Below are 21,727 nucleotides of genomic sequence, written 5' to 3'. Positions count from 1 at the left end.
TCTTGATTCACAGCCTGAAATCGGCACTCTTCCTCTGCGCAGCCAAAAGATCCGGGAAGAATCGCTGCGGGGGGAAATCATGAAAACATTGCTCGGCTTCAGCCGAATCGTCGACTATGTGACTGAGATCGTCGGAAAATCAGTCTCATGGCTTATTCTGGTCGCTGTCTTGGTCAGCGCCGGAAATGCCGTTGTTCGCAAGGTCTTCAACACATCGTCCAATGCCTGGCTGGAAGCGCAATGGTATCTGTTCGGCGCAGCCTTCATGCTTGCAGCCGCCTATACCCTCCGGCAGAACGAACATATCCGTATCGACATCGTCTACGGCTCCCTGTCGCGCCGGGTGCAGCACTGGATCGATCTCATCGGCCACTGCCTGTTCCTGATGCCTTTCGTGCTGCTGATGGTCTACGATCTCGTGCCCTATGTCCGCACCTCCTTCCTATCAGGGGAAGTTTCCTCGAGTGCCGGCGGCCTGATCATCTGGCCGGGCAAGGCCTTGTTGCTGGCGGGCTTCTTTCTGCTGGCGCTGCAGGGGATCTCCGAAATCATCAAGAAGATCGCCGTCATGCGCGGCGATATGGATGATCCGACCCCCTATGTGCCGACGCATGCGCCGCTCGATGTCGAAACCCCGGCCGGGGAGGCGCGCTGATGATCGAATTCATTGCCGTGAACATGGCGCCGATCATGTTCGCCTCGCTGATTATTTTCCTGCTTCTGGGCTATCCTGTCGCCTTCGCGCTTGCTGCGAACGGACTGCTGTTCTTCTGGATCGGTGTCGAGCTCGCACCCTATTCGGGCGGCACCATCAATCTCTCATGGCCGCTTCTCAACGCGTTGCCGGATCGATTCTGGGGGGTGATGTCGAACGACACGCTGCTGGCGATCCCGTTCTTCACCTTCATGGGCATCGTGCTGGAGCGATCCGGCATGGCCGAAGACCTGCTCGACACGATCGGCCAGCTGTTCGGGCCGATCCGCGGGGGGCTTGCCTATGCGGTGATTTTCGTCGGAGCGCTGCTGGCGGCCACCACCGGCGTCGTTGCCGCTTCGGTCATTGCCATGGGTCTGATCTCGCTACCGATCATGTTGCGCTATGGCTATGACCGGCGGGTCGCCTCCGGCGTCATCGCCGCTTCCGGCACGCTGGCGCAGATCATTCCGCCGTCGCTCGTCCTGATCGTGCTTGCCGACCAGCTCGGCCGTTCGGTCGGTGACATGTATGCCGGCGCCCTGATTCCCGGCCTGGTGCTGACCGGTCTCTACATGCTCTATGTATTGATCATGTCGATCGTGAAGCCGAACTCCATGCCGGCATTGCCGAAGGAGGCTCGCTCGCTTGGCTCCGGCGTCACGTCCCTGCTGATCGCATTGTTGATATGCACAGGCGTGGCCTATGCCGCACACGTTTACCTGACCCCCGCCTATGGCGAAAACGCCGATATTCTCGGTGCAACAGTTGGCGTCGCCTTCATCTACGCGATCGCCGTGCTCGATAAGGGGATGAAGCTCAACGTGATGTCGCGGCTGGCCCAGCAGGTCATCATCGTCCTCATTCCACCGCTGGCGCTGATCTTCCTTGTGCTTGGCACGATCTTCCTCGGCATCGCGACGCCGACGGAAGGTGGCGCAATGGGGGCGGTGGGCGCGCTCATAATGGCGGCTGCCAAGGGGCGATTGAACATGGAGGTCATCCGCTCGGCACTGACATCCACGACGCGGCTTTCGGCCTTCGTGCTGTTCATCCTCATCGGCTCGCGCGTCTTTTCGCTGACCTTCTATGGCGTCAATGGCCATGTCTGGGTCGAGCATCTGCTGGTATCGCTGCCCGGCGGGGAGGTCGGCTTCCTGATTGCCGTCAACATCCTTGTCTTCGTGCTGGCCTTCTTTCTCGATTTCTTCGAGCTTGCCTTCATCATCGTACCGTTGCTGGCACCTGCTGCCGAAAAGCTCGGCATCGATCTCATCTGGTTTGGCGTGCTGCTCGGCGTCAACATGCAGACGAGCTTCATGCATCCGCCCTTCGGCTTCGCGCTGTTCTATCTCCGCTCGGTGGCCGCGCGCGCGCCCTATCTCGACAGGGTGACCGGCAAGCAGATCGCGCCCGTCACGACCGGGCAGATCTACTGGGGATCCGTGCCCTTCGTCGGCATCCAGATCTTGATGGTGGCGTTGACGATCATGTTCCCGCAGATGGTCATGCACTACAAGGGAGCCGGCACCGGCGTCGATCCCAACACGATCAAGATCGAGGTCCCCGGCTTCGGCGCACCCGGCCAGGACAATGGCGGCAGCCTCGGCCTGCCGGGCTTGCAGCTTCCAGGCGGCAATCCGCTTGACAGCAAGCCAGCCGATAAGGGCGGCGGCGCGTCAAACCCGCCGGCCAACGATCTCAGCCAGCCGCCGTCTTTTAATTGAGACATACGGTCTGCATCGGCCTGCTTGTCGATCTGACGCAACGAAAAACCCCGGAGCATCGCTCCGGGGTTTTCTCTTTTGGACCTACCGGTCGCTCAAATCTTCCCGGAGCGCTGCAGCGTCATCATGTAGACATCGTAGCTGTATTCGGCGACCTGAGTGTAGAGATAGTGCTGGCCGCGGAAGCCCTTGATCGATTCCCAGATCTTCTTGAAGGTCGGGTTGTTGGCTTCCATTTCCGCATAGACCTCGTTGGCCTTGTCGAAGCAGGCATTCAGGATCTCGGTGCTGAAGGGCCTGAGCTTCGCCCCTTCGGCCACGACCCGCTTGATGGCGGCGGGGTTCAGGTAGTCGTATTTCTGCAGCATGTTGGCGTCGGTCGCCTGCGCGGCCGTGCGCAGCAGCGATTGATAAGCCTTCGGCAGGCCTTCATAGGCGGCCTTGTTGAACATGACATGCACCGTCGGGCCACCTTCCCACCAGCCGGGATAGTAGTAATAGGGTGCCACCTTGTAGAAGCCGAGCTTCTCGTCGTCATAGGGGCCGACCCATTCGGCCGCATCGATCGTGCCTTTCTCGAGTGCCGGATAGATGTCGCCGCCGGCGAGCTGCTGCGGCACGACGCCGAGGCGCTCGACCACCTTGCCGGCAAAGCCGCCGATACGCATCTTCAGCCCCTTGAGATCGGCAACCGTGTTGATTTCCTTGCGGAACCAGCCGCCCATCTGCACGCCGGTATTGCCGGCCGGGAAGCCGATCAGCCCCTGCGTCGCCAGGAATTCATTGAAGAGATCGATGCCGCCGCCGTGATATTGCCAGGCGTTCATGCCGCGGGCGTTGAGCGCGAAGGGAACGGCAGCTCCCAAGGCCCAGACCGGATCCTTGCCCCAATAATAATAGGCGACCGAATGACAGGCCTCGACGGTTCCGGCCGAAGTTGCGTCTGCAGCCTGCAGGCCCGGCACGATTTCGCCGGCTGCAAACACCTGGATGTTGAAATTGCCGTCGGTAGCCTCGGAAACATATTTCGACAGCACTTCACCGCCGCCATAGATCGTATCGAGCGACTTCGGAAACGACGATGTGAGGCGCCAGTTGATTTTCGGATTGCTCTGCGCAATGGCCGGTGCTGCAAGTGTTGCAGCCGCTGCCACCGACCCGGCGCCGGCGACGCCGGCTTTCCGCAGAAATGAACGACGATCCATCTATTACTCCCCCCGGATACGAGCGGGCGGACTCGCCCGCTCTTCGTGATCACGGCCGCAGCTAATCATGCCGCTCGGCGCGTTTCAAGCGTATCGGAAGCTGGTGCAACCATTGATTTTTGCTGCGAGCCGTAAGCGTGATCTAAAGGCTTTTGCCCTTCACGATCGTCTCCCGCAAAAAACTGTAGCCCAGAGCCGTGCGCGTCGCGAGCTCGATTGATGCGCCGTCGCCGCCATGGCCACCCGAGCCGAATTCGTGGAACAGCGGATGATGGCCGAGCGCTTCCAGCTGGGCGGCGAAGCGCCGGGCATGCGAAGGATGAACCCGGTCGTCATTGCTCGAGCTTTCGATGTAGATCGACGGATACGTGATCTCGGAGGTAGGCTTGACATTGTGCAGCGGCGAATAGCTCAGCAGGTAATCGCGATCAGCCGGATTGTCGGGATCGCCATATTCGTCGATCCAGGCTTTTCCGGCCGGGAAGACATGGAAGCGGGTCATATCCAGGACAGGCACCTGGCACCAGATCGCGCCGAAATCCTGCGGATAGCGTGTCGCCATGACGCCAGTCAGCAAACCTCCATTGCTGCCGCCATTGCCGGCTATGCGCGATGGCTTGGTATAGCCGCGGGCGACGAGGTCGCGGGCGACGGCGGCAAAGTCCGCGAATGCCCTGTGGCGACCCTGGCCTTTTGCGACGCGATGCCAGTTCGGCCCGAATTCGCCTCCGCCGCGAATATAGGCCGTCACAAAGGCGTTACCCTGTTCCAGCCAGCGGCCGATGACCCCGGAATAATATGGGCCGAGCGGGACGTCGAAGCCGCCGTAGCCATATTGCAGCACCGGCAGTTCGCCCTTGGTCCAGGCCTTCGGCAGTACGATATGATAGGGCACCTTCGTCCCGTCCTCGGAGGTAGCTTCCAGCAGGAGGGACGTCATGCCTTCGCTGTCGAAATAGGTCGGCGAACTGGCAATGTGCTTGAGTTCAAGCGGGGCCTTGCGATCGCCAAGATCCAGCCGGTAGGAGGAGGGCGGCTGCAGAAAGCCCGCGCCATAGACCTGCAGCGTGTCGTCACCGAGATGCAGATCGGAATAGAGCGGGGCGACCGACACCGTCTGAACATCATCAGGCAGTGCGATTTCGCGGATTTCGGCATCGGCGCTCGTCAGGTCGAGAACGAAGAGATGCGGTTGCATATTGTCCGAGACGATGAAGACGCACCATTCGCGCATCAAAAGGAATTGCGAAACCGATTGTCGGTCATTGGGCGAAAACAGGATGCGTCTTGCATCGATACCGGTCTTGCCGGGCTCCCGAGGAAGGGGTTGCAGGGCCAGGCTGCCGGCCGGGATCCGTTCGTCTGTCTTGGCAAGCCAGATCAGATGGGAGTGGTTGAACCCGAACTCGGCATCCTTCGGCAGGTCGATCCGCCGCAGCGAACCGTCCCCATCCTCGATGAAATGGCTGGCGCTGCCGATTTCGTGACCTGCGCTGAAAATACGGATCGGCTTGGCCGCATCTCCTGTCGCCAGACCGGCGAGCTGCGGATCGAAGATCGAACAGGAGCCATAGATGTCGCTGTCATCGGCGGCATAGAGTACCGGTGCATCGGACGGCACCTGGCCGCGCCTCAGGCGGCGGCCGAGACGCGGCCAGCCTGAGCGCGTCGAGGATTCGCGGTCGATGGAGCCGAAATAGGCGATTTCGTCGCGGCTGAGCCAGGTCGCGTGACTGCGCACGGCCGGCGTGTCGAAGCCGCCATCGACGATGCTCTTCGTCTCGCAATCGAATTCGAGCATCCGAATGGGATCGGAGCCGCCATCGGAAAGGCAAAGCAGCACGCGCATCGGCTCCCAGGGGCAGGTGAGCGCACCGCGCCAAAGCCATTTTCTGCCCTCCTTGGCGCAGAAGGCGTCGAGATCGAAGATTGGTTCCCAGGGAGCGTCGGGCAGAGGGGTAAGATCGGCCGGCAGCCGATACCAGCAACCGAGCGGATGATCGGCGCTGCGATGAAAATCGAACAGCCAGCTGCCGCGCCGGGTCGTGGCGATCAGCCGATCCTCGCGTTCGATCATCTCCTTGATCGCGTTGCGATCCGCCTCGAATTCCGGCGTCATCAGCAGCCGCTCGGATTCGGTATCCTTCTCTGCGACGAACTGCAGAGTTTGTGGGTCGTCGTCGCGTTCAAGGTGAAGGTGCATGGGGCTCGCCATTCCATTGTTGGTGGTGGTCGCCCTCAGCAAACCAAAATACGGGCGCTGAAGCAACCATGCTTCCGCGCCCGTATCGGTCATAGATTTTTCGGTGTCGACCCGCCTTAGCGGACCATCTTTGTGTCGGCCTGTGCGACCATATTGCTCGCCGGGGCCGGTTCGCGCTTGTATTTCAGCGTGACGACCTTGTAGCCCTCATTCTCCAGTCGGCTGAGGAGAACGGGCAGCATCCTAACCGTGCGCTGGTGGATGTCGTGCATCAGAACGATGCCGCGGCCGCGCTGATGGAGCTGCTTCATGGTGCGATCGACCACTGAGGCTGGGGTCGAAGTGAAGTAATCCTTGCTGTCGATATCGACATCCATGACGATCATGTCGCGAGCGGCAATCGCCGTGCGCAGGCGTTTGGAGTCGGCAAGATAGGGGAAGCGGAAGAAGGGAACGTCCGTGCCGATCGCCTTGGTGACGGCATCCTTGCCGCGGGCGATCTCGGTCATCGCCGCGTCGAAAGTCATCTTGTCGAGATCCGGATGGCGGAAGGTGTGGCTGCCGATCGCATCGCCATGCGCAAGCACCTCGCGTGCCGTCGCCGGATGTGCCTGCGCCATTTCGCCGACCATCATGAAGGCGGCCTTGACGCCGAATTTGTCGAGCGTGGCGAGAATGCGCTCCGTCTTGCCGGGAGCCGGGCCGTCATCGAAGGTCAGGATGACCTCCTTGTCGGCGAGCCTGATATCTTTGAGCGACGAGACCTCCAGCGTCCGGCCGGCGAGATTGTGCGGGCCATTCATGCCCGCCAGGTCACTCCTTGTTTCGAGATCGGCGACGAGCCATTTCTTCGGCTCCATCTCGATGGGATCGTTGGCCTTCAGCGGCTTGTGACGCGGCTCTTCGGCGGCATAGCTGCTCTTGAGCGACGCTTCATTGCCTGGTTTCGTGGCACATCCTCCGAGAGCCAGGGACACGGCGAGGCCAGCCAGCAACACACGGTAGTTCATCAGAATCGCTCAACACTATGTCTATGAAAGTTGAGCGCATATTCTGCAGTTATGGTTAATGATCGGTTAGGAGCGGCCGCGAATTCCTTATCAAGCGGTCAGCTTCAGCTGGCCATGCTGCTCTCATATTCCGATGAAAGTTCCAGCCACTGCTCCTCGGCCGCCGCGAGCTTTTCTGCCGCATCGGCACGCTGTTTTGCCTTTTCCGCAGCCTTGGCCGGTGCCTTCTCATAGAGGGCGGGGTCCGCAAGTTCTGCGTCAAGAGCCTGAATCAGTTTCTCAAGCTTGCCGGTCAAGGATTCGATTTCATTGATCTTCTTCTTGAGCGGCGCCAGCGAGGCGCGCCGATCGGCATTAAGCTTGCGCTGATCCGCTTTGGAAACGGAATCGTCGCTGGTATTTGCCTTGGCCTTGTCGTCCTTGGCTTTCGGGCTGGCAACAACGAGGCTGCGGTATTCTTCAAGATCGCCGTCGAAGGTCGAGACGGTGCCGTCGCGCACCAGCCACAGCCGATCGACGGTGGCTTCGATCAGGTGACGGTCGTGCGAGATCAGGATGACGGCGCCGGAATAATCGTTCAGCGCCTGGATCAGCGCGTTGCGGCTGTCGATATCGAGATGGTTCGTCGGTTCGTCGAGGATCAGCAGGTTCGGTGCGTCGAAGGCGGCAAGGCCCATGAGAAGCCGTGCCTTCTCGCCGCCGGAGAGATCCTTGACCTGCGTGTCCATCTTCTCCGTCGCAAGCCCCATCTGCGCGACGCGGGCGCGCACCTTCGCTTCCGGCGTTTCGGGCATGCGGCGGCGGACATGCTCGACGGCCGTCTGGTTGGGGATGAGATCGTCGAGCTGGTGTTGGGCGAAGAAGCCGATCTTCAGGTTCGGTGCGAGCCTGACTTCGCCGCTTTCTGCGCCCAGCCGCCCGGAAATGAACTTCGCGAAGGTCGATTTGCCGTTGCCGTTGGAGCCGAGCAGCGCGATGCGGTCGTCGGCATCGATGCGCAGGTTCAGCCGTTTCAGGATCGGCTTGCCCGGCTCATAGCCGACGGCACCGCTGCTGATTGCGATGATCGGCGAGGCGGGCTGCTTTTCGGGTTCCGGAAAGCTGAAGCCCATCACATGGTCTTCGATGACGGCGGCGACGGTGCCCATGCGCTCCAGTGCCTTGATGCGCGATTGCGCCTGCCGCGCCTTCGAGGCCTTGGCCTTGAAGCGGTCGATGAAGCTCTGCAGGTGCTTGCGGGCTGCATCGTTCTTCGCCTTCGCCTTCATCTGCAACTCGTCGGCCTCAGCCTTCTGCCGCTCGAACTGATCGTAGGAGCCGCGATAGAAGGTGAGCTTCTTCTGGTCGAGATGCACGATGGAATTAACGGCCGTGTTCAGCAGATCGCGGTCGTGCGAAATGATGATGACCGTGTGCGGATAGCGGCGGATGTAGTCCTCCAGCCAGAGCGTGCCTTCAAGGTCGAGATAGTTCGTCGGTTCGTCGAGCAGCAACAGATCCGGCTCGGAAAACAAGACGGCCGCGAGCGCAACGCGCATGCGCCAGCCACCGGAGAAGGAGGAGGCGGGGCGCTTCTGCGCCTCATGGTCGAAGCCGAGGCCGGCAAGGATACTGGCGGCGCGCGCTTCAGCCGAATGCGCATCGATATCGGCAAGCCGCGTCTGGATATCGGCGATGCGGTGCGGATCGGTTGCGGTCTCGGCTTCCGCAAGCAATGCGGAGCGTTCCTTGTCGGCTGCCAGGACGATATCGATCAAAGGCTCCTCGGTGCCGGGTGCCTCCTGCGCCACCTGGCCGATGCGGGCATTGCGGGGGATCGAGACCGAGCCGCTCTCGGCAGCGAGATCGCCGGTGATGATCCTGAACAGCGTGGATTTGCCAGCACCGTTCTTGCCGACGAGGCCAGCCTTCGTGCCCGCCGGAAGCGTCACGCTGGCATGGTCGATGAGAAGGCGGCCGGCAATGCGGGCGGAAAGGTCTGAAATCGAAATCATGGCGCGGTTTTGGCCGAACTCGACGCTGAAGGCAAGAGCGGGACGGCGCTTAGGCGCCGGCCTTCTGCGAGGATTTCGAGAGATTGGCGCAGTTACGCAGCCGCTCGGTCAGCTCCGTTTCATAGAGCATGAGATTGCTGAGCGAGGCATTGAGGCTGTCGAGTGCAGCATTGGCATGCGGAGTCGTGTCGATCTCGCGGGCAAAATGCTGCTTTTTCATCAGCCCCTTGGCGAGCTGATCGGCGACTTCGCGCAGCATCTCGGCCGCGTCGCTCTCGGATTTGCGCGCCACCAGCCCGCAATGGCTGACAAGGCGATGCTTCAGGCCAATCTCGTCGAGCCCGCTTTGCGGGGGAAGGGGGCCAAGCGCCTCGATCTCTTCGGCAAGACAGCGGTCCTGGCCATAGAGCGCTTCATAGAAGAGCTGATAGTTGCGCGGCAGGTTTTTCACCTTCAGCCGCGTCATGACGCGGCCGATAACCTCAAGCTCGGTTTCCGTTTCATCGTCATCGATGGAATATGCCGAAACGCTTGTCTGCGAGTTCTTCATGCCTGCCTTTGGACCGTGAGCTGATATATCTTATCAATCTGCAGGTCGGCAGGTTAAGGGAACATGAACAAGACGGCCGATCCTCGCCGCAGCGCAACAAAATGAGGCATGTGATCAACGTCTGGGCGAAGATGGGAAACGACGGTTCTCCCCTTGGCTACATCCAGTGCTGTCCTTCGCTGCGCAGAAAATGCAGGAGGTCCAGCACCAGTGACGGCTTGCCCATGGATGTGAGGATAGTGTGGCACTGGCCGCGGTGATGGGTGTGATGGTTGAACATATGGGATACCGCCGCATGGAGGGGAACGGTGATGGCGCCCGGGCGCAGGATCGAGGTATAGGTGATGTCGGAGGCAAGTGCATCGGCATCGAGCGTTTCCAACCAAGTAATGATATTTCGATCTTCCGCCTCCCGTAAGCTGTAAAGGCCTTCAAGGGTGTCATGTAGGACGGTATCGAGTGACGCAGGTACGCCGCCAGTGCCGTTGAAACGGTGCATCCACAGCCGGTCCGCTATCAGCAGATGATTGAGCGTTCCGTGGAGCGAGCCGAAGAAGGCGCCGCGGTCTTCGTGAAATTCGGCGTCGCTGAGGTCTGCTGCGGCATTGTAGACCTGGACATTGGCCCAGCGATTATAGTCGGCAAGCATCTTGAAATGTTTGAGCATATGCGTCTCCTCTTATAGTGGTGGTGATTTTATCGCGAAGTTTGGTGGCGGACAGCCGCTTCGCCACCCAGCGGATCGCGAATCAGCTGCTCGGACTGTGACAGCGGCGTGAAATTGGCCGATCCCCCTTGTTTTCGGGCCTTGGGGCAGGTAAAGACCGCCCACTTTTCTCTGATTACAAGGAATGGACCCATGGCGATTGAACGTACTTTCTCGATGATCAAGCCGGATGCGACGAAGCGCAACCTGACCGGCGCCATCACCAAGGTTTTTGAAGACAACGGCCTGCGCGTCATCGCCTCCAAGCGCGTCTGGATGAGCAAGCGCGAAGCTGAAGGCTTCTACGCCGTTCACAAGGAACGCCCGTTCTTCGGCGAACTCGTCGAAGGCATGACCTCCGGCCCGACCGTCGTTCAGGTTCTGGAAGGCGAAAACGCCATCCTGAAGAACCGCGAAATCATGGGCGCGACCAACCCGGCCAACGCTGCCGAAGGCACGATCCGCAAGACCTTCGCTCTGTCGATCGGCGAAAACTCCGTTCACGGCTCGGACGCTCCGGAAACGGCTGCCGTCGAAATCGCCTACTGGTTCTCCGAAACCGAAATCGTCGGCTGAATCAGTCTTTCAGCTTCAGCGCTGAACGATTTGAATTGACTCATGAAAGCCGGGACCTCGCATCCCGGCTTTTTTCATGCCGGGCAGGCGGCATCATGCCCGTAATCGGCGCTGCCGTCACCTTTGAAGACATCCGGATTGGCGGTATAGACCGGGCCGACGACCAGCGGTTTCGTCGGCAGCACGGTCTGGTCGAGATCCGATTTGACCTCCGTCTTGATCGTCTGGATCGTCTTGTCGCTGGCATCCACCAGCCTGATCGAGACGGCATAGGGGCGGTCCTTGCGGACGCAATGGAGGTCCGGGCTTTCCAGCGTGATCTTGTCCCAGAATGTATAGATCTTCTGGTCGACGACAAGCGGATCGCCGCCGGCCGGATTTTCGAATTCCGCAACGGCAGTCGTTCCCTCGGGGATCGGGGCGATCTTCTTGAGCGTGATCATATAGCTCGCGCTCGCCACCCGATAGTTGAAGACGAAGAGGCGGCCGGTGAGCTGGGTCGGGCCTTCGTCGTCTTTCCTCTGGCAGCCGGCCAGCGCTAGGCCGGCGATGATCCCGGCGCTCATCATTGTCAGCATGATCCTTCGCAATCTCATGGCGCAGTCTCCTCCTTCTTGCGCCGGTAGTGCCGGCTAGCCTTGGCTCGGTTGCCGCAAACCGCCATGTCGCACCAGGCGCGGCTTTTGTTCTTGCTGCGGTCGATGAAGAGCCAGCCGCAGTTGCGGCATATTTTCATTCGTTCTGGATCGGGCATGGCGATGAGGCGCAGCGTCGAATGCACCGTCGCGGCATCGAGCCCATCGGCTGAGGCTCGTTTCAGAACTTTCGCCAATGCCGCAAGCAGATCCGCAAGCAGCAGATCGGCAGCCTCGCCAAGAATGCGCGCCCGGAAATACCGATCGATCGTCTCGCGCAATGCGATGAAGTCGGCCCGGTTTTCCCGCTTTACCGGCAGGATGTCGCCAAAGAGTGTGCGTTCGGCGCAGAAATTCGATGCCGCCTTGGGAAAGCTATCCATCTGTCCCGGTGCCTCGAAGCGGTCGATCCGACGCCCGTCGTCATGGCGCAGGATTACGCTGTTGGCGACATCGAGCGCGAGCGCGCCACCGGAGAAGCGATGTGGGGTCCAGGAAAAACTCATGGCGAAAATTATAACTGGTAAAATTCATTTTGCCAGTTACTATTTACTCGTTTTCGGAGAGATGGAATGGCTTATCTTCTGCAGCAACTGGCGAATGCCGTTCCGCTCGCTGCACTGTATGCGACGCTGGCCTTCGGCTATTCCATTGCCTTCGGGGTCATGAAGCGGGCCGATATCACCTATGGCGCGCTGTTTGCCTTTGCCGGCCAGATGCTCGTGCTCTTTACCGATGTCGGCTACACCAAGATGTATCTGGTTCTGCCGGCCGCCTTTGCCTTCGGTGCCGTCGTCGCCGTCGGTTACACGATCGGCACCAGCTTCCTCGTCGGCCGCGCCATCATGCTGCCGCTGTCGCGCAAGTCACCGAATACGGTCATCGTCGCGGCACTCGGCATGATGATCATCCTGATGGAAACGGCGCGGCTTGCCTCGAATACGCGTGGCATCTGGCTGCCACCCTTCCTGAACGATGCTGTCGTCTTCTGGGATAGCGGCGATTTCCGCGTGACGCTGACGGAAATCCAGCTGCTCAATACGGCCCTGATGATCCTTGTCATCCTCGCGGGCGCCTATGTGCTGAAATGCACCGGCTGGGGGCGTATCTGGCGGGCGGTGACGGACGATTCCCTTGCTGCCGAGCTCTGCGGCGCCAGTGCCAACCGCGTCTTCCTGCTTGCCTATGTCGCGTCAGCCTTCGTCGCAACCATCTGCGGCCTGCTGGCTACTTCCTACTATGGAACGATGGATTTCGGGGCGGGGCTGATGTTCGGGCTTAAGGTGCTGATGATCGCGGCCGTCGGCGGCTATTCCGATCCGCTGAAGTCAGCGGGCGGGGCAGCGCTCCTTGGCTTGACGGAGACGATGTGGGGTGCCTACGGCCCGTTCCTGTGGCGCGACTTCGTCATCTTCTCGCTGCTCGTCCTGCTGCTGGTTATGAGCCGGCGCGAAAGAGTGGTGCCTTGAAGCTTACGTGTTGCCGGCCCACTTTGCCCGCGCGGCATCGTCGGCATCCTTGGCCGAAACCCAGCCGCCTTCGGTACCATCCTTGCCGTGCTCCTTCTTCCAGAAGGGAGCGGAGGTCTTCAGAAAATCCATGACGAAATTGGCGCCGTCGAAGGCGGCCTGCCGATGCGGTGCCGCGGCAATGACGAGCACGATGTTCTCGCCGGGCGCGATCTTGCCAAAGCGATGGATGGCGGTCAGGGCGAGAAGCTCGAAACGCTCGATGGCGAGATTGGCGATGCGGGTGATCTCCGCTTCCGCCATGCCGGGATAATGTTCGAGTTCGAGGGCACCGAGCGCGCCCCCTTCATCACGGCAGAGGCCCGAGAAGGTCACGACAGCGCCGATATCGCGCCGCCCGGCGGCTAGCCGATCGATCTCCGCCTGGAGATCGAAATCCTCGCGCTGGACTTTGACGAATGGTGAAATCATCGCAATTTCCTTGATCGGCTTCGCAAACATGCTGAGGTGCCTCCCGACCCTTCGCTAAGGCTCAGGGCGTTCGTCGCTGCAATCGATTCACTGGATCGATTGCTCGGGCTTCGCCCGATCGCTCCTCACCCCCCCGTCATCGGCGGGAAGAGCCCGATCTCCCGCGCTCCGGCGATCGGCTCATCGTGCTCCGCATGTTCCATGTTGATAGCGACGCGGATCGCCTGGGGGAATTGAAGTGCCGCCTCGTATTCCTCGCCCAAGCCCTTCAAATGACTCAGGAGATCGCCGACGGTGACGACATCGGCGGGCAGGGAAATCTCCTCTTCCGCTTTGCCGATCCGCTCGCGCACCCAGGCGAAATAGACGAGTTTCGTCATCATTCTTCATCCACGACATGCTTCAGCCCGGCCCGGAAATAATCATAGCCGGTATAGATGGTCAAAAGCGCTGCGACCCAGAGCAGGACGATGCCCATTTCTGTGGTATAGGGTAGCACCTTGTCGCCCGCCGGCCCAGCCAGAAGGAAGGCGATGGCGACGAGCTGGGCCGTCGTCTTCCATTTTGCGATGCGCGTCACGGGAACGCTGACCTTCAACGCCGCCAGATACTCACGCAGGCCCGAAACCAGGATTTCGCGGCAAAGGATGATGATGGCGGCCCAGAGCGACCAGCCGGCAATGGTGCCGTCGGCGGCGACTAGAAGCAGGATCGCGGAGACCAGCAGTTTGTCGGCGATCGGATCGAGCATTCGGCCGATATTCGAGGTCTGGTTCCAGATGCGCGCGAGATAGCCGTCGAGGAAATCGGTGATCGAGGCGATGATGAAGATCCAGAGCGCGACCCAGCGCGCAAAATCGGAGCCCTCCAGCTTACCCTCGATGAAGAAGCAAAGAACGATCAGGGGTACGCAGATAATGCGGCCGTAGGTGAGCAGATTGGGGATGCTGTAAGCGCGCGAAGCCATGGAAATCGTTTCGTTTCTGTTGTCTCGACCGAACCGGATTGGGCACTGTTGATCCCATCCCGCTGAAGTCGTCTGATGGAGTGTGATCCCAAAAACCGCTCCGCACTTTTTGGTGGTCACACCCTAGATGATGGGTTGGTCAGTTTATCGTCAATATTGTTTCTGTTTTTTCACCGCTATTGCGTGGAATTTGCGACGAGCTTTCCCTATTTCGCGGCGTCCTCGTGGAAATGGTTATAGACCTGACGCGCCACCGCTTCGGAAATGCCCTCGACTGCCATCAGGTCGGAAAGTGCGGCGCGCGACACGGCCTTCGCGGTGCCGAAATGCTGGAGAAGCGCGCGCTTGCGCGAAGGGCCGATGCCACCGATCTCGTCGAGCGGGTTCTTCACCATCTCCTTCTTGCGCCGGGCGCGATGCGAGCCGATTGCGAAGCGGTGCGCCTCGTCGCGCATGCGCTGGATGAAATAGAGCACGGGATCGCGCGGCGGGAGCGAGAAGCTTTCGCGCGAAGGGGCGAAGAAACGCTCACGCCCGGCTTCGCGGTCGACGCCCTTGGCGACGCCGATGGCGATGACACTGTCGGTGATCCCGAGCTCATCGAGAATGGCGCGCACGGCCGTCATTTGCCCTTGGCCGCCGTCGATGAGGACGACATCGGGCCAGGCGGGGAAGGCGCGATCGGCGGCATCGACGCTGGCGTCGGTCTCGCCGCTGCGGTCGGGCTTGCCTTCCTCCTTCAGGAGACGAGAGAAACGGCGGGTCATGACTTCGCGCATCATGCCGAAGTCGTCGCCCGGCGTGATGTCGGTCGATTTGATGTTGAACTTGCGGTACTGGTTTTTGACGAAGCCTTCCGGCCCGGCCACGACCATGCCGCCGACCGCATTCGTGCCCATGATGTGAGAGTTGTCGTAAATCTCGATGCGCTGCGGCGTGTAGGGAAGCTTGAACGTTTCCTTGAAGCCTTCGAGCAGCCGCGATTGCGAGGCGGTTTCCGCCAGCTTGCGGCCATGCGCCTCACGCGCATTGGCAATGACATGTTCGACCAGATCGCGCTTCTCGCCGCGTTGCGGCACGAGGATCGTAACCTTATGACCGGCCTTCTCGCTGAGGGCCGCTGCCAGCAGTTCGATTTCCTCGATGGTCTCCGACAGCAGGATCTGCCGCGGTACAGGCTTGTCGTCATAGAATTGCGCGAGGAAAGCGTTCAGCACTTCAGCACCCGAGAGCGATGGATCGGCCTTCGGGAAATAGGCACGGTTGCCCCAGTTCTGTCCGGTTCGGAAGAAGAAGACCTGGATGCAGGAAATGCCGCCCTCGTGGTGGATGGCGAAGACATCGGCTTCCTCGACGCCGGCCGGGTTGATGCCCTGATGGCTCTGCACATGCGAGAGCGCCGCCAGACGGTCGCGGAAAATGGCGGCGCGTTCGAAATCCAGATCTTCGGCGGCAGCATTCATCGCCTCGGCCATATGCGCCTTGACGTTCTGGCTCTTGCCGGAAAGGAAGTCCTTCGCCTCCTGTACCAGTTCAGCATAGCCTGCATCGCTGATCTCATGCGTGCAGGGGCCGGAACAGCGCTTGATCTGATAGAGCAGACAGGGCCGCGTGCGCGTCTCGAAGACGCTATCGGTGCAGGTCCGGATCAGGAAGGCGCGCTGCAGTGAATTGATGGTGCGCCCGACGGCGCCCGCCGAAGCGAAGGGGCCGAAATAGTCGCCCTTGCGGGCGCGGGCGCCGCGATGCTTGAAGATCGCCGGCGCGCGATGATCGCCCGTAATCAGAATATAGGGAAAGGATTTGTCGTCGCGCAGCAGAACGTTAAAGCGCGGACGCAAGCGCTTGATGAGATTCGCTTCCAGCAGCAGCGCTTCCGTCTCCGTCCGCGTGGTCACGAATTCCATATTGGCGGTTTCGCGCACCATGCGGGCGATGCGGTTGGAGTGCACCTTGCCCAAGGCATAGTTGGAAACGCGCTTCTTCAGGTTCCTGGCCTTGCCGACGTAAAGCACGTCGCCGGCCTCGTTGAACATGCGGTAGACGCCGGGATTGTTGGGCAGCCGCTTGACGAATTCGGCGATCAGCTCGGCGCCGCGCAGTCCCGTCTCGTTCTTTCCGCCTTCGTTCCAGTCGACAGGCGCAATAGGGGAGGCTGCGGCATCGCCTTCCACCTCGATGTCGTCTTCGATATCCTCTGATTCGTCATAGAGAACGCCGCCGTCAGGCAGCTTTCTTCCATTCATTCTGCACTCTCCGACACGTCTGGCGTTTCCCAGGCAAGGTGCTGGCCGCCATCGAGCGCTATCATTTGGCCCGTGATCGAGGGCGTGTCAAAAAGAAAGCGGATGGTCCGGCCGAATTCTTCGAGCCCGGGCGCCGCCTTTAATATGAGGCCGTCGATCTGCGCTTGAAAGTCCTCTTCGGTCTGCCGCACGCTGCGCACCGTCGGGCCTGGGCCGATCGCGTTGACGCGGATACGCGGCGCAAAGCTCTGCGCCATCGTCTGAGTCGCCGTCCAGAGGGCGGCTTTCGACAGTGTATAGGAATAGAAGCGCGGATTGAGTGCCCAGACCCGCTGATCGACCATGTTGACGATCAGGCCCGGATGCGGTTCGGGAAGCTGCCGGACGAAATCGGCAGCCAGAATCGACGGCGCCCGCACATGGATTGCGAAATGTGCCTCGAAGGCTTCTTCGTCAAAATGATCGGCGGAATCGCCGAGGAAGGCTGAGGCATTATTCACCAGAAGATCGAGCGGGCCGAGGGTATCCGCAACCCTTTCGACAAGGGTTGAAGTCTCGCCCAAATTCTGCAGATCCGCCTTGATCGCAATGGCTCTCCGGCCCATTTGCCGCAATTTCGCCGCAATTTCCTCGGCTTCGGCGAGGGACTGATTGGCATGCAACGCTACGGCGAAGCCATTAGCCGACAAATCCTCGGCAATTGCCAGGCCTATTCTTTTGGAAGCGCCGGTTATCAGCGCCGTACGTAGTTTTTCCTGGCTCAAGAGATCGCCTTTTGCTCGTCGTTACCCAATCGATGCTCATATAGGGCGTCGATACACCATATGAAAAGATGCATGAGCGAATGATGCGCTTTGGGGTTTCTTATGTAAAACTTGAGATATATTTAGTTTAAAATAAGTATACATAGTTTAACCGATGATTAGGGTTAACAATTCCTCTGTTGCGATGAAGCAACATCGAAATTCAGCCACGTCTGTGCCACAATGATATCATATTTTGGCTCTTCCAATTCCTCATTTGCATTCCAATTTCAACCTCGATCCGGGAGGGATATGTTTTAATTGCTCGTGGCGCTTCGAAGTCAAGGACAGTAAGCGGGGCACACGGGACTGAAAGGAGAAAAGTATGCGTACTCTTATCACGACCCTCATGGTCTCCGCTTTCGCTCTCGGCGGCTACACCGCAGCTCAGGCTGCTGACGCTGTTGAGCAGATTCCGCAGCCGCCCGTCGCCCAGGAAGCAGCTCCGGCCGTCAACAACTGGTCCGGCTTCTACATCGGTGGCGCTGGCGACTGGAACGCCGGTCACTTCAACCGCAACGGCGACGCTTACGCCTGGGGCGGCCAGGCCTTCACCGGCTACAACTGGCAGCAGGGCCAGATCGTATATGGTATCGAAGCTGACCTCGGCTACTCCGGCGCCGACAGCACCCGCAACGGCCTGACCGCCAAGAACGGTGTCAACGGCTCGGTTCGCGGTCGCCTCGGTTACGACTTCAACCCGTTCATGCTGTACGGCACGGCCGGTCTGGCACTCGGCCAGAACAAGCTCTCCGACGACACCTCGTCTGACAGCAAGACGGCTGTTGGTTACACGGTCGGTGCAGGTGCTGAAACCTTCATCACCAACAACATCACGGCTCGCCTCGAGTACCGTTACACGGACTACGGCAAGAAGAACTTCGACCTCGACTCCGGTCGGTTCTCTCGCGGCTACGACGAACAGAGCGTCAAGGTCGGTATCGGCGTCAAGTTCTGATTACCCAAAGGCTTAAGCCTGAAGAAAAAGCCGGGGTTTTGCCCCGGCTTTTTTGCGTTATGCCTCTGAATATTTAGGCGGCATCCGTCGGGAAGTCAGTCGAGACGGCCAGTTCGCGCCAGTCGGCCAGTTCCTTGGCGACATACTCGTTCTTGGCCTCGATCGCGCCAATTGTATCCGAGCCGAAGGGCATGCGCAGCGGTGGGTTCGCCGAATGGGCAAGCGTGATCATCGATTTTGCAAGGCGGTTGGGATCGCCGGGCTGGGCGTGATTGTGACCGGCGGCGAAATCGCGCATGACGCCGGCCGGCGTGTCCCTGTAGTCGGCAATCGAGCTCGGGCTGACGGCAAGCGAGCTCTCATCAAGGAAGTCGGTGCGGAAGAAGCCGGGTTCGACAACCGTGACCTTGATGCCAAGCGGCTTGAGTTCCGCCGCCATTGCCTCCGATAGGCCTTCGACCGCGAACTTTGTCGAGCAGTAGACGCCCCAGCCGGCATGGCTCTGATAGCCTCCGACCGAGGACATGTTGATGACATGGCCCGAGCGCTGCCGGCGCATATGCGGCAGGATGGCGCGCGTCACCTTCAGCAGGCCAAAGACGTTGGTGGCATAGAGCTTCTCGATCTCCTCGGCCGTTGCTTCTTCCACGGCGCCGAGCAGCCCGTAACCGGCATTGTTGACAAGGATATCGATCTTTCCGAAGCGCTTGACGGCGGCCGCGGCGGCCTCATGAGCCTGCGCTTCGTTCGAGACGTCGAGGGCGACGGGCAGGAGGCTCGGATGGTTGCCGAACTTCTCTGCCAGACCGGCGGGATTGCGGGCCGTAGCGACAACGGCGTCGCCGGCGGCGAGGGCTTCTTGGGCGATGAGGGCGCCAAAGCCGCGGGATGCGCCCGTGATGAACCAAACACGCATGATTTTCTCCTTCGTGGGTTGGCAATTCCAGGGGTGGAATTCGCTTGCAGGAGAAAGGTAGCTTGATGGCATCGTTGAGATAATCTACTTTCTCTTCCATAAAGTGCTGAGAAATTCTCATCAATGCGGCGTATCCGTTCGACCGATCTGGCTATCTTCCTGGCGATTGCCCAACACCGCAGTTTTCGCAAGGCGGCGGTGGAGCTCGGCGTGACGCCTTCAGCGCTCAGCCATTCGTTGCGCGCGATCGAGGAGAGGTTGGATGTGCGGCTGGTTAATCGCACCACGCGCGGTGTCGGGTTGACGGAGGCCGGAGAGCGCCTGTTCGATCGCATCCGCCCCGCTTTCCTCGATATCGACGATGCTCTCGAAGATCTCGATAAATTCCGCGGCCAGCCCTACGGCAAGCTGCGCATCAACGCCCCGCGCCCCGCCGCCAGGATGGTGCTGCTGCCAATCGTGTCACGGTTCTTGAGGGCTTATCCGGCCATCGAAATGGAAATCGTCGTGGACGATGCGCTCGTGGACACGGTTTCCGCCGGTTTCGATGCCGGCATACGGTTCGGAGAAAGCATCGCGGCCGACATGATCGCTATTCCTATTGGCCCTCGTCAGCGCACGGCGATCGTCGGCTCGCCGGAATATTTTCAGCGTTTCCCTAAACCGGTCACACCTCATGATCTGAAGGACCACCCCTGTATCCGCTACCGTTTTGCGAGCGGCACCTATTATCGCTGGGAGTTCGAGCGAGGAGGCATCGAGCTGGAGATCGATGTGCAGGGGCCGCTGACGCTTTGCGATCTCGACATCATGCTGGATGCCGCTATCAATGGTTCCGGTCTAGCCTTCTTGTTCGAGGATCACGCGCTGCCGGCTTTGCGGGATGGCCGGCTGATCCGCGTGCTGGAGGACTGGTGCCCCTATTATCCCGGCTTCTTCCTCTATTATCCGAGCCGCCGGCAGCTGCCGACGGCTTTGCGCGCCTTTATCGATTTTGTAAAGGCCGAGACTGCTCGCCAGAGCTGAGCCGAACAGCGTTAGACCTGCGGCTTCATCGCTGGAAAATCGGGGAAATGCTTCTCGAATTTGCGCGCCCAGTCTATCAATCCCGCATGGTCCGCTTCCCACTGCCCTTCGAAGCGGAGCTGCAGATAGCCGACAAGGGAGGCAAGCGCGAAATGACCCGCATGCAGCTTCTTGCCGATCTTCGGCGGCTCGGCGTCGAGATGGGTGAGGGCGCGGCTGACCTTCGTCCACTGCCGGTCGATCCAGGGCTGATGCTGCTTCTCGGGCTCGCGAAGGCGGCGCTCGTAGACGATCGACAGCAGGCACTCGTTGGTGCCGTCGATCAGCGCCTCCAGAACTTCGATTTCGGTGCGCTTGCCCTTCTTCGATGGATAGAGCCCGCCCTCGTGACGATCGAAATAATGCATGATGGCGCGGCTGTCGAAAATCGCCTCGCCGTCGCCGGTCAGCAATGTCGGGATCTTGCCGAGCGGATTGTTGTCGATCAGCAGAGTCGGCCCGGCATTTGTGTCGACATGAATTTCTTCCAGCTTGATGCCGAGATGGCGTGCCGCCATGCGCACCTTGCTGGAAAAGGGGGAGGTGGACGAGCAAAGAAGTCTCATGAAATCACCTGCGGGATATGGATGTGAATAGTCTCAATGTTCGCCACGCAGCCAGAAGGCCCGCTGCGAGGCGAAGCGGTCCTGCGCCAGAATATCCTTCAGGGCCGGCAGCAGCGCATGCAACTCGTCCTTCAGCGTGAAAGGCGGATTGACGATGATGAGACCGGAGCCTGTGAGCCCGGTGAAACTGCGATCGCTTTTGACGATCAACTCCGCGCAGAGCATCTTCGGAATTTCGAGCGCCTGCAGTGCCTCGTGAAACGGCTTGATCGGCGCATCCTTCTTGATCGGATACCAAAGGCAATAGGTGCCGCCGGGAAAGCGGCGCCAGGCTTTGGCCAAGCCTTCGATCAGCCGCTCATATTCGCCTTCCTCTTCGAAAGGCGGGTCGACGAGCACGATGCCGCGCTTCTCCTTTGGCGGCAGATGAGCGCCGAGCGCCAGCCAGCCGTCCAGCTCGGTAACGCGGGCATGGTGATCGCCTTCGAAGAGGCGGTGTAGCCGCTGGAAATCATCCGGATGCAGTTCCATCGCCGAAAGCCGGTCTTGCGGGCGAAACAGCATGCGGGCAAGCTTCGGCGAGCCGGGATAGAGCCTGACGCCGCCCTCGGGGTTCAGCTCGCGGATGGTGGCAAGATAGGGCTCCAGCAGGTCCGCCACTTGCGGCACCAATTCCGCCTCCAGCACCTTGCCGATACCATCTCGCCATTCGCCGGTCTTCTGCGCTTCTTCGGAGGAGAGATCGTAAAGCCCGATGCCGGCATGGGTATCGAGAACGCGAAAGGCCTTGTCCTTGTTCTGCATGTAGCGGACGAGGCGGGCGAGGATTGCGTGTTTCAAGACATCGGCAAAATTGCCCGCGTGGTAGATGTGCCGATAGTTCATTGTCGGTGAAGTCCGCATGAATTGTTGAGATGGGCCGGATTGTCTCTAGTGGCCGGTCTCCGCTTGAAATATACAAACCTC

Annotated in this window: 22 protein-coding genes; 6 read left to right on the top strand and 16 right to left on the bottom strand. The window is 60.1% G+C overall.

The window, feature by feature from the left end; translation table 11 throughout:
- Positions 1-79: 79 nt before the first annotated feature.
- A complete protein-coding gene (locus tag FBZ99_RS04625; protein WP_113352018.1) occupies positions 80-655 on the top strand; it encodes a TRAP transporter small permease subunit in 576 nt (191 codons plus the stop codon).
- On the top strand, positions 655-2,421 hold the full coding sequence (locus FBZ99_RS04620) for a TRAP transporter large permease (protein WP_145631670.1): 1,767 nt from the start codon (positions 655-657) through the stop codon (positions 2,419-2,421). The genes FBZ99_RS04625 and FBZ99_RS04620 overlap by 1 nt, the downstream gene beginning before the upstream one ends.
- Before the next feature lie 95 nt (positions 2,422-2,516).
- Here the strand turns inward: FBZ99_RS04620 and FBZ99_RS04615 are convergent, their stop codons facing one another.
- The 6 genes from FBZ99_RS04615 to FBZ99_RS04590 all read right to left on the bottom strand — a co-directional run bounded on the left by FBZ99_RS04615 (position 2,517) and on the right by FBZ99_RS04590 (position 10,050).
- Positions 2,517-3,626 carry a TRAP transporter substrate-binding protein gene (locus FBZ99_RS04615; RefSeq protein WP_069616205.1) on the bottom strand — a complete coding sequence of 370 codons (1,110 nt, stop codon included), beginning with the start codon at positions 3,624-3,626 and terminating at the stop codon, positions 2,517-2,519.
- 142 nt (positions 3,627-3,768) lie between these two features.
- Positions 3,769-5,829, bottom strand: coding sequence for a prolyl oligopeptidase family serine peptidase (locus tag FBZ99_RS04610; RefSeq protein WP_145631668.1), 2,061 nt, complete (start codon positions 5,827-5,829; stop codon positions 3,769-3,771).
- Positions 5,830-5,945: 116 nt separating this feature from the next.
- Positions 5,946-6,839, bottom strand: coding sequence for a polysaccharide deacetylase family protein (locus tag FBZ99_RS04605; RefSeq protein ID WP_113329071.1), 894 nt, complete (start codon positions 6,837-6,839; stop codon positions 5,946-5,948).
- Positions 6,840-6,943: 104 nt separating this feature from the next.
- Positions 6,944-8,833, bottom strand: coding sequence for an ABC-F family ATP-binding cassette domain-containing protein (locus tag FBZ99_RS04600; RefSeq protein WP_145631666.1), 1,890 nt, complete (start codon positions 8,831-8,833; stop codon positions 6,944-6,946).
- Positions 8,834-8,882: 49 nt separating this feature from the next.
- Positions 8,883-9,383, bottom strand: a complete 501-nt coding sequence (locus tag FBZ99_RS04595; RefSeq protein ID WP_145631662.1) for a hypothetical protein — start codon at positions 9,381-9,383, stop codon at positions 8,883-8,885.
- Positions 9,384-9,540: 157 nt separating this feature from the next.
- Positions 9,541-10,050: a DinB family protein gene (locus FBZ99_RS04590; RefSeq protein ID WP_113351710.1), complete on the bottom strand. Its 510-nt coding sequence runs from the start codon at positions 10,048-10,050 to the stop codon at positions 9,541-9,543.
- 192 nt (positions 10,051-10,242) lie between these two features.
- On the opposite strand from FBZ99_RS04590, the gene ndk reads away from it, so the two are divergent.
- A complete protein-coding gene (ndk, locus tag FBZ99_RS04585; RefSeq protein WP_069616210.1) occupies positions 10,243-10,665 on the top strand; it encodes a nucleoside-diphosphate kinase in 423 nt (140 codons plus the stop codon).
- 74 nt (positions 10,666-10,739) lie between these two features.
- On the opposite strand, the gene FBZ99_RS04580 is transcribed toward ndk, so the two are convergent.
- Both FBZ99_RS04580 and FBZ99_RS04575 read right to left on the bottom strand, forming a co-directional pair.
- Positions 10,740-11,261, bottom strand: coding sequence for a hypothetical protein (locus FBZ99_RS04580; protein WP_145631660.1), 522 nt, complete (start codon positions 11,259-11,261; stop codon positions 10,740-10,742).
- Complete coding sequence (locus tag FBZ99_RS04575; RefSeq protein WP_113390092.1) at positions 11,258-11,806, bottom strand: CGNR zinc finger domain-containing protein; 549 nt, start codon at positions 11,804-11,806, stop codon at positions 11,258-11,260. The genes FBZ99_RS04580 and FBZ99_RS04575 overlap by 4 nt, the downstream gene beginning before the upstream one ends.
- Before the next feature lie 66 nt (positions 11,807-11,872).
- Here FBZ99_RS04575 and FBZ99_RS04570 point away from each other — a divergent pair, with 66 nt between their 5' ends.
- Complete coding sequence (locus FBZ99_RS04570) at positions 11,873-12,769, top strand: branched-chain amino acid ABC transporter permease (protein WP_113329065.1); 897 nt, start codon at positions 11,873-11,875, stop codon at positions 12,767-12,769.
- Positions 12,770-12,772: 3 nt separating this feature from the next.
- On the opposite strand, the gene FBZ99_RS04565 is transcribed toward FBZ99_RS04570, so the two are convergent.
- From FBZ99_RS04565 to FBZ99_RS04545, 5 genes are all read right to left on the bottom strand, one after another.
- Positions 12,773-13,240 carry a molybdenum cofactor biosynthesis protein MoaE gene (locus tag FBZ99_RS04565; protein ID WP_145631658.1) on the bottom strand — a complete coding sequence of 156 codons (468 nt, stop codon included), beginning with the start codon at positions 13,238-13,240 and terminating at the stop codon, positions 12,773-12,775.
- Positions 13,241-13,365: 125 nt separating this feature from the next.
- Positions 13,366-13,620 carry a molybdopterin converting factor subunit 1 gene (moaD, locus tag FBZ99_RS04560; RefSeq protein ID WP_069616328.1) on the bottom strand — a complete coding sequence of 85 codons (255 nt, stop codon included), beginning with the start codon at positions 13,618-13,620 and terminating at the stop codon, positions 13,366-13,368.
- Positions 13,620-14,207, bottom strand: coding sequence for a CDP-diacylglycerol--glycerol-3-phosphate 3-phosphatidyltransferase (pgsA, locus tag FBZ99_RS04555; protein WP_069616214.1), 588 nt, complete (start codon positions 14,205-14,207; stop codon positions 13,620-13,622). The genes moaD and pgsA overlap by 1 nt, the downstream gene beginning before the upstream one ends.
- Positions 14,208-14,413: 206 nt before the next feature.
- Positions 14,414-16,453: an excinuclease ABC subunit UvrC gene (gene uvrC, locus FBZ99_RS04550; RefSeq protein WP_145631656.1), complete on the bottom strand. Its 2,040-nt coding sequence runs from the start codon at positions 16,451-16,453 to the stop codon at positions 14,414-14,416.
- Positions 16,450-17,217 (bottom strand): SDR family oxidoreductase, encoded by a 768-nt coding sequence (locus FBZ99_RS04545; RefSeq protein ID WP_113329063.1) that lies wholly within the window; start codon positions 17,215-17,217, stop codon positions 16,450-16,452. The genes uvrC and FBZ99_RS04545 overlap by 4 nt, the downstream gene beginning before the upstream one ends.
- Positions 17,218-17,581: 364 nt before the next feature.
- Here FBZ99_RS04545 and FBZ99_RS04540 point away from each other — a divergent pair, with 364 nt between their 5' ends.
- Positions 17,582-18,214 (top strand): outer membrane protein, encoded by a 633-nt coding sequence (locus FBZ99_RS04540; protein WP_113329062.1) that lies wholly within the window; start codon positions 17,582-17,584, stop codon positions 18,212-18,214.
- 73 nt (positions 18,215-18,287) lie between these two features.
- On the opposite strand, the gene FBZ99_RS04535 is transcribed toward FBZ99_RS04540, so the two are convergent.
- Entirely contained in the window at positions 18,288-19,130 is an 843-nt protein-coding gene (locus FBZ99_RS04535) for an oxidoreductase (RefSeq protein ID WP_113329061.1), read from the bottom strand.
- Positions 19,131-19,253: 123 nt separating this feature from the next.
- Between FBZ99_RS04535 and FBZ99_RS04530 the strand changes: the two genes are divergently transcribed.
- Positions 19,254-20,156, top strand: coding sequence for a LysR family transcriptional regulator (locus FBZ99_RS04530; protein ID WP_113329060.1), 903 nt, complete (start codon positions 19,254-19,256; stop codon positions 20,154-20,156).
- 11 nt (positions 20,157-20,167) lie between these two features.
- Here the strand turns inward: FBZ99_RS04530 and FBZ99_RS04525 are convergent, their stop codons facing one another.
- Positions 20,168-20,761 carry a glutathione S-transferase gene (locus FBZ99_RS04525; RefSeq protein WP_145631654.1) on the bottom strand — a complete coding sequence of 198 codons (594 nt, stop codon included), beginning with the start codon at positions 20,759-20,761 and terminating at the stop codon, positions 20,168-20,170.
- 33 nt (positions 20,762-20,794) lie between these two features.
- The gene (locus tag FBZ99_RS04520) at positions 20,795-21,646 is read right to left on the bottom strand and encodes a 23S rRNA (adenine(2030)-N(6))-methyltransferase RlmJ (RefSeq protein WP_145631652.1); all 852 of its coding nucleotides are present in this window, start codon (positions 21,644-21,646) and stop codon (positions 20,795-20,797) included.
- Between the last annotated feature and the right edge of the window lie 81 nt (positions 21,647-21,727).

Origin of the sequence: Rhizobium sp. ERR 1071 (genome assembly GCF_007828675.1) — a bacterium.
GTDB classification, from domain to species: domain Bacteria; phylum Pseudomonadota; class Alphaproteobacteria; order Rhizobiales; family Rhizobiaceae; genus Rhizobium; species Rhizobium dioscoreae.
This window is presented reverse-complemented; position numbering and strand designations above follow the sequence as displayed.

Excerpts from the sequence above, each read along its gene's own strand:
- FBZ99_RS04580 (WP_145631660.1), bottom strand. The coding sequence starts at position 11,261 with ATGAGATTGCGAAGGATCATGCTGACAATGATGAGCGCCGGGATCATC.
- FBZ99_RS04535 (WP_113329061.1), bottom strand. The coding sequence starts at position 19,130 with ATGCGTGTTTGGTTCATCACGGGCGCATCCCGCGGCTTTGGCGCCCTC.
- FBZ99_RS04600 (WP_145631666.1), bottom strand. The coding sequence starts at position 8,833 with ATGATTTCGATTTCAGACCTTTCCGCCCGCATTGCCGGCCGCCTTCTC.
- pgsA (WP_069616214.1), bottom strand. The coding sequence starts at position 14,207 with ATGGCTTCGCGCGCTTACAGCATCCCCAATCTGCTCACCTACGGCCGC.
- FBZ99_RS04520 (WP_145631652.1), bottom strand. The coding sequence starts at position 21,646 with ATGAACTATCGGCACATCTACCACGCGGGCAATTTTGCCGATGTCTTG.
- moaD (WP_069616328.1), bottom strand. The coding sequence starts at position 13,620 with ATGACGAAACTCGTCTATTTCGCCTGGGTGCGCGAGCGGATCGGCAAA.
- ndk (WP_069616210.1), top strand. The coding sequence starts at position 10,243 with ATGGCGATTGAACGTACTTTCTCGATGATCAAGCCGGATGCGACGAAG.
- FBZ99_RS04605 (WP_113329071.1), bottom strand. The coding sequence starts at position 6,839 with ATGAACTACCGTGTGTTGCTGGCTGGCCTCGCCGTGTCCCTGGCTCTC.
- FBZ99_RS04595 (WP_145631662.1), bottom strand. The coding sequence starts at position 9,383 with ATGAAGAACTCGCAGACAAGCGTTTCGGCATATTCCATCGATGACGAT.
- FBZ99_RS04590 (WP_113351710.1), bottom strand. The coding sequence starts at position 10,050 with ATGCTCAAACATTTCAAGATGCTTGCCGACTATAATCGCTGGGCCAAT.
- FBZ99_RS04575 (WP_113390092.1), bottom strand. The coding sequence starts at position 11,806 with ATGAGTTTTTCCTGGACCCCACATCGCTTCTCCGGTGGCGCGCTCGCG.
- FBZ99_RS04620 (WP_145631670.1), top strand. The coding sequence starts at position 655 with ATGATCGAATTCATTGCCGTGAACATGGCGCCGATCATGTTCGCCTCG.
- FBZ99_RS04570 (WP_113329065.1), top strand. The coding sequence starts at position 11,873 with ATGGCTTATCTTCTGCAGCAACTGGCGAATGCCGTTCCGCTCGCTGCA.
- FBZ99_RS04540 (WP_113329062.1), top strand. The coding sequence starts at position 17,582 with ATGCGTACTCTTATCACGACCCTCATGGTCTCCGCTTTCGCTCTCGGC.
- FBZ99_RS04530 (WP_113329060.1), top strand. The coding sequence starts at position 19,254 with ATGCGGCGTATCCGTTCGACCGATCTGGCTATCTTCCTGGCGATTGCC.
- uvrC (WP_145631656.1), bottom strand. The coding sequence starts at position 16,453 with ATGAATGGAAGAAAGCTGCCTGACGGCGGCGTTCTCTATGACGAATCA.
- FBZ99_RS04615 (WP_069616205.1), bottom strand. The coding sequence starts at position 3,626 with ATGGATCGTCGTTCATTTCTGCGGAAAGCCGGCGTCGCCGGCGCCGGG.
- FBZ99_RS04610 (WP_145631668.1), bottom strand. The coding sequence starts at position 5,829 with ATGCACCTTCACCTTGAACGCGACGACGACCCACAAACTCTGCAGTTC.
- FBZ99_RS04625 (WP_113352018.1), top strand. The coding sequence starts at position 80 with ATGAAAACATTGCTCGGCTTCAGCCGAATCGTCGACTATGTGACTGAG.
- FBZ99_RS04525 (WP_145631654.1), bottom strand. The coding sequence starts at position 20,761 with ATGAGACTTCTTTGCTCGTCCACCTCCCCCTTTTCCAGCAAGGTGCGC.
- FBZ99_RS04565 (WP_145631658.1), bottom strand. The coding sequence starts at position 13,240 with ATGATTTCACCATTCGTCAAAGTCCAGCGCGAGGATTTCGATCTCCAG.